This window comes from uncultured Chitinophaga sp. (assembly GCF_937874145.1).
In the GTDB taxonomy this organism is placed as follows: domain Bacteria; phylum Bacteroidota; class Bacteroidia; order Chitinophagales; family Chitinophagaceae; genus Chitinophaga.
Genome location: NZ_CALNBI010000452.1, coordinates 1 through 7860 on the forward strand (window position 1 = coordinate 1; position 7860 = coordinate 7860).

Annotated in this window: 6 protein-coding genes and 1 pseudogene; 3 read left to right on the top strand and 4 right to left on the bottom strand. The window is 55.9% G+C overall.

Going from position 1 to position 7860, the window contains the following annotated elements; translation table 11 throughout:
- The 3 genes and pseudogenes from Q0510_RS21565 to purD form a co-directional block, all read right to left on the bottom strand.
- Positions 1–323 (bottom strand): annotated as a pseudogene (locus Q0510_RS21565) (rod shape-determining protein MreC); the annotation flags it as partial.
- A 67-nt stretch (positions 324–390) separates the two neighbouring features.
- The gene (locus Q0510_RS21570; RefSeq protein ID WP_126244279.1) at positions 391–1413 is read right to left on the bottom strand and encodes a rod shape-determining protein; all 1023 of its coding nucleotides are present in this window, start codon (positions 1411–1413) and stop codon (positions 391–393) included.
- Positions 1414–1569: 156 nt separating this feature from the next.
- Positions 1570–2847 carry a phosphoribosylamine--glycine ligase gene (gene purD / locus Q0510_RS21575; protein WP_298716248.1) on the bottom strand — a complete coding sequence of 426 codons (1278 nt, stop codon included), beginning with the start codon at positions 2845–2847 and terminating at the stop codon, positions 1570–1572.
- Positions 2848–3039: 192 nt separating this feature from the next.
- Between purD and Q0510_RS21580 the strand changes: the two genes are divergently transcribed.
- The 3 genes from Q0510_RS21580 to Q0510_RS21590 all read left to right on the top strand — a co-directional run bounded on the left by Q0510_RS21580 (position 3040) and on the right by Q0510_RS21590 (position 7464).
- Entirely contained in the window at positions 3040–4743 is a 1704-nt protein-coding gene (locus tag Q0510_RS21580) for a peptide MFS transporter (protein ID WP_298716251.1), read from the top strand.
- Positions 4744–4859: 116 nt separating this feature from the next.
- A complete protein-coding gene (locus tag Q0510_RS21585; RefSeq protein ID WP_298716254.1) occupies positions 4860–6926 on the top strand; it encodes an OPT family oligopeptide transporter in 2067 nt (688 codons plus the stop codon).
- A 13-nt stretch (positions 6927–6939) separates the two neighbouring features.
- Positions 6940–7464, top strand: coding sequence for a hypothetical protein (locus tag Q0510_RS21590; RefSeq protein WP_298716257.1), 525 nt, complete (start codon positions 6940–6942; stop codon positions 7462–7464).
- A gap of 136 nt (positions 7465–7600) precedes the next feature.
- Here the strand turns inward: Q0510_RS21590 and Q0510_RS21595 are convergent.
- A partial coding sequence (locus tag Q0510_RS21595; protein ID WP_298716261.1) for an L-rhamnose mutarotase occupies positions 7601–7860 on the bottom strand: 260 nt, incomplete at its 5' end.

A 7860-nucleotide genomic window follows, 5' to 3' on the forward strand; every position in this document is an offset into this window, starting at 1 on the left:
CGGGCCGTATCGTTGGTGAATTTCCGGAGGGTGTCCATGACGATGACCGCGGAAGTGTCGCGCTGGTCGAAGCTGGTGGCCAGTTGCTGGCGGAGGGCCAGGTTCTCGGCTACGAGGCTGTCGTTGGTTTCTGCCAGGTGGAAATAATATTGAACGTCGTTATAGCGGGAGTACAGTTTGCCGGAGACGCCGTTAGCGGAATTGAGGTAAACGGATCGTTGGAAATTGTTGGTCCGGAAAACGAAAATCAAACAAATCACTTCCAGCAGCAAAAACAGAAAGAAGTTGAAGTACCGCCGTAAGAAAATGATCAGATTGCGCACTGGATACGAGTCTTAGGATTCCGGATATCATCCCGGCCTGCCATGGGCAGGCCGGGATGTGTTAGTTTTATTGCATCAGGAAAGGATACTTGCCGATGTGTTTCAGGGCAATACCGGTGCCTCTTACCACGGCGCGCAGCGGATCGTCGGCCACATGAACGGGCAGTTTGATCTTCTGGCTCAGGCGCTTGTCCAGCCCGCGGAGCAGGGCCCCGCCGCCGGTGAGGTACAGGCCGCGGCGGTAGATATCCGCTGCCAGCTCGGGCGGTGTGGTTTCCAGCGCCTTCAGGATGGCTTCCTCGATCTTGAAGATCGATTTGTCCAGCGCTTCGGCTATTTCCTGGTACGATACCATGATTTGTTTGGGAATACCGGTCACAAGGTCGCGGCCGTTCACCGGGATGTCGTCCGGCGGGTTATCGAGCTCTTTCAGCGCAGACCCGATCTGGATCTTGATCTGCTCTGCCGTACGCTCACCGATCAGCAGCGAGTGGTAGCGGCGGAGGGCTTCCATGATGTCGGCGGTGAACTCGTCGCCCGCGATGCGGATCGACTGGTCGCACACGATACCCGCCAGTGCGATCACGGAGATACCGGTGGTACCGCCTCCGATGTCGATGATCATGTTACCTACCGGCTCTTCCACGTCTATACCGATACCGAGGGCCGCAGCCATCGGTTCATGAATGAGATACACTTCCTTGGCGCCCGCCTGCTCGGCAGAGTCGCGCACCGCACGCTTCTCCACCTCCGTAATGCTGGACGGGATACAGATCACCATCTTCCAGCTCGGGGCGAACAACGGCTTCTTGGGATAAACCATCTTGATCAGCTCGCGGAGCATCCCCTCGGCCGCATTGAAGTCTGCGATCACACCGTCCTTCAGCGGACGGATCGTACGCAGGTACTCGTGCGTTTTCTCGTGCATCATCATTGCTTTCTTACCCACGGCAACGATCTTGCCACTGGCCCTTTCGATGGCCACGATGGAAGGTTCGTCCACTACCACCTGATCGTTGTGAATGATCAGCGTATTGGCGGTGCCGAGGTCTATTGCAATCTCCTGAGTTAAAAAGTTAAAGAAGCCCATTGTTTGATACGGTCAAAAATATTTGAATGCAAAAATGAATAATTCTAACGAATATACGATGCAATTATTGGATTATTCAAGAGTTTGGCCGGAAATAAATAAAAGAAATGCTATATGCATATTTTCACTATCCGTGAACCCCGTACGACGAATTACTTAGCGGAATTCATATCCAATATCACGACGATAATACTTGCCCCCGAACGAAATGCTTTCGGCAGTCTGCCTGGAATGCGCCAAAGCCTGCTGCAAATCGCTTGCCAAAGATGTGATGGCGAGTACGCGGCCGCCATTGGTCAGCGTTTTACCGCCGTCGGCTTTCGTACCTGCCTGGAACACGATCTGATCAGCCGTGGGTGCGGGAATCCCGCTGATTTCCTTGCCTTTCTCGTAGGCTTCGGGGTACCCTCCGCTTACGAGCATCACGGTGGCGGCGGCTCTCGGATCTTCCGAAACCTTTACCTTATCGAGGTTTTGCCCTTTCACGGCGGAGAAGAGCTCCAGCAAGTCGTTTTGCAGGCGGGGCATCACCACTTCCGTTTCCGGGTCGCCCATGCGGCAGTTATATTCGATCACGAAGGGCTCGCCTTCCACGTTGATGAGGCCGAAGAAGATAAAACCCTGGTAAACGATGCCCTCGGCGGCCAGTCCGGCCACGGTGGGGCGCACTACCTGGTCTTCTACTTTCTTCATGAAAGCCGCGTCTGCAAAGGGAACGGGTGAAATAGCGCCCATACCGCCGGTATTGAGGCCGGTATCGCCTTCGCCGATGCGCTTATAATCCTTGGCGGAAGGCAGCAGCACGTAGTTCTTGCCGTCGCTCAGCGCAAACACGGAAAGCTCGATGCCGGTGAGGAACTGTTCCACCACTACTTTCTTGCTGGCGTCGCCGAACTTGGCGGATTTGATCATTTCAGTGTATTCCGCGATAGCTTCCTCGTGGAGGGAGGAGATCACCACGCCTTTGCCCAGCGCAAGGCCGTCGGCCTTGAGCACGATGGGGAGGGAATGTTCGCTGATATAGGCGAGGCCTTCTTCGAAGTTGGCTTCGCTGAACTCGCGGTAAGCGGCGGTGGGGATGTTGTGACGGAGCATGAACTCCTTGGCGAAGGCTTTGCTGCCTTCGAGCCGGGCGCCCGATTGCGAGGGGCCGATCACGGGGATGTGCTGCAGGGCGGGGTCGTTTGCGAAGAAATCGTAAACACCCAGTACCAGGGGCTCTTCGGAGCCGGGCAGCAGCAGGTCGATGTTTTTATCGATGCAGAAGGCTTTGATACCTTCGAAATCGGAGACGGAGAGGTTGACATTTTCGCCATAGGCAGGGGTTCCCGCATTGCCCGGGGCGATGTAAAGCTTCGTACATGCAGGACTTTGAGCCATTTTCCAGGCCAGGGCATGCTCCCGGCCACCGCTACCTAACAGTAAAATGTTCATAATGGATTGAGACGTAAAATATTCGAGGAGATCCGTTCGCGTTGCGCGCGGAAATTTTTGCAAAGTAAGGTCAAAAAAACCGGTTTTTGGACGTGTTCTGCCGAATTTCTTTATCTTTCCGCCTATTTTTGAAATGTAACTGTATTCAGAAACTGTAATATCGTCAAGAAAGCAAATCTAAACTGACCATTTATGAATCAACGGGCTCCTCAGACCGGGCACCCAAAGGGGTTGTATGTGTTGTTTGCAACGGAAATGTGGGAAAGGTTCAACTACTATGGGATGCGCGCCATCCTGGTGCTGTTCCTGACCAAAGCGCTGGCCTTCGATAAAGCGTTCGCTTCCAGCCTCTACGGCAGCTACACCAGCCTCGTGTACCTGACTCCCCTCATCGGCGGCTTCGTGGCCGACCGCTACTGGGGGAACCGCAAATCCATTATTATCGGCGGCCTCCTGATGGCCCTGGGCGAATTCCTGCTGTTCGGATGCGCATCCGTCTACACCTCCTCGCCGCAACTTTCCACCTTCCTCTTCTTTTCCGGCCTCGGCTTCATGATCGCAGGCAACGGGTTCTTCAAGCCCAATATCTCTTCCATGGTAGGGCAATTGTATCCTGAAGGCGACCGCCGGATCGATGCGGCCTATACCATCTTCTACATGGGCATCAACGTGGGTGGTGCGCTGGGGCCCGCCATCTGCGGCGCTGTGGGCGACACCGGCGACCCTACCGACTTCAAATGGTCCTTCCTTGCCGCCGGCATCGCCATGTTGCTCAGCGTGATCATCTTCCAGTGGCTGAAAGACTTCTACATCCGCCGCCCGGACGGCTCCCCGCTCGGTATCCGCCCGGCAGACGCCAAAGAAGGCAAAGCCGTGCTGACCTACATCGGCCTGTTCGTACTGTCTGCCGCCATGATCGGCATGCTTTATACGGATGCGCGCATCGTTCCGTTCATCACCTACCTGCTGGTGATAGCCGTTCTGGCGATCGCCTACATGATTTTCTCCGACAAGAAACTTACCAAGGGTGAAAAAACCAGGATCCTGGTGATCTTCATCGTAGCCTTCTTCGTGATCTTCTTCTGGTCAGCCTTCGAGCAGGCGGGTGCTTCGCTGACATTCTTCGCCGACGAGCAAACCAACCGCATGCTGAACTGGAACATCCCGGTATGGCTTATTTCCGCGCTTTCCGCCGCACTGATCTACCTGCTGGCGAAAGCCTACCTGGGCGCCCGCAAGCACCTGCAGAACGACCCTCCAGGCGTGCGGTACATCATTTACATCCTGCTGGCGGCCTGTATCGGGTACCTGCTGTATGTCAATATCGGATTCTTCGTAACAGGCCAGACCACGATTTTCCTGAACGAGATCCCCGCCTCCACCTTCCAGTCGCTCAACTCGATTTTTGTAGTCGCATTCGCACCGGTATTTGCTTTCCTTTGGCTGAAACTGGGCAAATACGAGCCTTCGTCGCCCACCAAAATGGCGATCGGCCTGCTGCTGCTTTCCATTGGTTACCTGGTAATCGCTTTCGGGGTGAAAGATGTGGCGCCCGGCGTGAAAGTGACCATGATGTACCTGATCGGCATGTATGCCCTGCATACCTGGGGCGAGCTTTGCCTCTCGCCTATCGGCCTGGCGCTGGTGAACAAGCTGGCCCCCGCCAAATTTGCTTCGCTGCTCATGGCCGTGTGGTTCCTGGCTAATGCCATCGCCAATAAACTGGCCGGCGAGCTCAGCGCACTGTACCCGGACGGCAAAACCACCGTTTTCCTCGGCTACCAGATGAGCAACCTGTATGAGTTCTTCATGTTGTTTGTGGGCATGTCGGGCGTAGCGGCGCTGATCCTGTTCCTGCTGACCAAAAAACTGCAAAAAATGATGGCGGCGGCGTAAACGTGCCATTTTCAACTTATAAAAAAGCATGCAGCGCCTTCCGGCCCTGCATGCTTTTTATTTACACAACACGATAAAATCCTATATTTAGCCTTTGCAATAACCAACAACTGCTTATGTCGTCGAAATTCAAACCTTTCGTAGCCCCTGAAATGAAGATGAAGGAGCTGACGCTCAAGTCGATCCTGCTTGGATGCCTGGCCGGCATCATCTTCGGCGCGGCCACCGTTTACCTGGCGCTCAAGGCCGGCCTCACGGTTTCGGCCTCCATCCCCATCGCGGTGATCGCTATTACCCTGGGCCGGAAGTTCTTCAAAACCACTATCCTGGAGAATAATATTATCCAGACCACCGGTTCCGCGGGCGAATCAATCGCTGCGGGCGTGGTGTTCACGCTGCCGGGGTTCCTGTTCCTGTCGGCCGGCGAGGGCGGCATCAGCAGCGGCGAAAAGTATTTTGATTACCTCACGATACTCGTGCTGGCCATATTCGGCGGCTTGCTGGGGACGTTGATGATGATCCCCTTGCGGCGGTCGCTCATCGTAAAAGAACATGAAACCCTGCCCTATCCGGAGGGAACGGCGTGCGCGTCGGTACTGAAGGCAGGCGAAAAGGGCGGCACCTTTGCCAAAACGGCCTTCATCGGGCTGGGCGTGGCGCTGGTATATGCCATGTTGCAGAAAGTATTGCACGTGATCGCGGAAACGCCGGCATACATGACCAAACAGGCCAACAAGATTTTTCCTTCCGCAAAAGTTTCCGGTGAAATCACACCGGAGTACCTGGGCGTAGGCTATATCATCGGCCCCAAGATCGCGGGCGTGCTGGTAGCCGGCGGTGTGCTGGCCTGGCTGTGCCTCATTCCATTGCTGGCATCCCTCATCCCGGGAGATATCGTGGCCGCCCAGCTCGTGAAACTCGGTATGCTGGCAAATCTCCAGACACCAGGTGGGCCGGGAGCATGGGATCCTTCCACGCATTCGTTCAACGACTGGTCGCTGGCCATCTACCAGGCCTACGTGAAACAGATCGGCGCGGGCGCCGTGGCGGCAGGCGGTTTCATCACCCTGCTCAAAACCATCCCCACTATCGTTTCTTCTTTCAAAGACAGCCTCGGCTCCCTGAAAGAAAAAGGCGAAACCGGCGAGGTTCCCCGTACCGAAAAAGACATCTCCTTCAAATACGTGATCATCGGCAGCATCGTATTGGTGCTCCTCATGGCGTTCCTCCCGCAACTGCCGGGCGAGTCTATTCTCAATAAATTACTGGTAGGCCTGCTGGTTGTTATCTTCGGCGCGTTCTTCGTGACGGTGAGCTCCCGCATCGTGGGGCTGATCGGCTCCAGCAACAACCCCATCTCCGGGATGACCATCGCCACCATCATGGGTACCTGCCTCATCTTCATCGCCGTAGGCTGGACAGGGAAAGTCTATGAACCCATGGCCCTCGTGGTAGGCGGTATGATCTGCATCGCTGCGGCCAATGCGGGCGCAACTTCGCAGGACCTCAAATCCGGGTATATCGTGGGCGCTACGCCGCGCAACCAACAGATCGCACTGTTCGTTGGCGCGATCGTTTCGTCGCTGGTGATCGGGTGGACCGTCCACTACCTCGACACGCCGACTAAAGCCATGATGGACCAGGGCATCACCCACGCCATCGGATCGCCCACTTATGCGGCGCCCCAGGCAACGCTCATGGCCACGCTTATCAAAGGCATCCTCGGCGGGGATCTCGACTGGCAGTTTGTACTCGTGGGCGTTTTCATCGCCATCACTCTGGAGCTCTGCGGCGTAAAATCCCTCTCTTTCGCAGTGGGTGCTTACCTGCCGCTTTCCACCACGTTGCCTATCTTTATCGGCGGCGCCATCCGCGGGCTGGTGGATTGGAGGCAGAAACGCTCCGGTATCCAGCTTTCCGCGGAAGAGGAAGAACTGGGCAAGGGCAACCTCTTTGCCACAGGGCTCGTGGCCGGTGGCGCGGTAGCCGGCGTGATCGTTGCGATCCTTTCCGTGAACGACAATATTTCCTCCGTGCTCGCAAAAGTGAGCGCGCACGAAGGGCTCCAGCGGGCGCTCGGCGCAGGCGGGTACCAGCTGCTGGGGGTATTGTTCTTCGGCGCCATGGGCTATATGCTGTACCGCATCGGCCGCCAGAAACAGGTTTCTATTGATAAACTATAAATTTTAACCACCTATGCCCCTCCGTGCCATCACCCTCGCGTTGCTCACCGTACTGCTTTTCAGCGCGGGATGCAGCTCCGAAACCGAGGAACCCGATCGCCGGTTCATTTCCTTCCGGATGAACGACGAAATCATGCTGTCCGAACAAACGAACCTGGCCTATTACTCGCCCGGTGATATAACCGACACCGACCCCACGAACGATAAAGCCCAGCTGCTCATCCAGGGCGCTACGGGCACGAAGGACGTTGTCTATATCCACGTGCTGGCGCATGACGATAAACTCGTGCCCGGCGTTTACACCAACGCCCAGCCCGGCAACGCCTTCACCATGGAGCGCTTCCCGTCGAAGGAATTCCTCAAGGCCGACGAAACATCCGGCACCTGGTCCGTCACCGTTCACCGCGTAACGGGCGACCTGGTGGAAGGCGAATTCCTGGGAACGGCGGTGTCGATGGACCTGGGAACGATCCACACCATCTCGCACGGATATTTTAAAGTGAAATACAGGGTGGCCCCGCCCCTCTCCATACCGTAATTAAAAATCCCCCGGCACCTCCCGGGGGATTTTTCTTTTCCAGGCACACCATTGGTCCATTCAGCGGAAGAAATAAAGCCCCTCGTCCGGAACCGGTGAGGGGGTTTCACTTTCGGACGTTATCGTATCCACGTTACTAAAGCTGGTAAATCTGTTCCATGCCCACCCATTTCTCGTTGCCGGTGGCCCAGGGCAGGGGCTGCTGGTATTTCCACATGAGCGTTTCCCATTCCTGGACTTTAGGGTTGGCGGCGTCGAGGGCGGCTTTTTCTTCGTTCCGGAAATCGTCGGCCGTTTCCATGATCATGAACAAGCGGTTACCGGTGCGGTAAATCTGCATGTCGTGAATGCCCGCGTCCAGGATGCTCTTGCGGACTTCGGGCCAGCCGTTTTCAT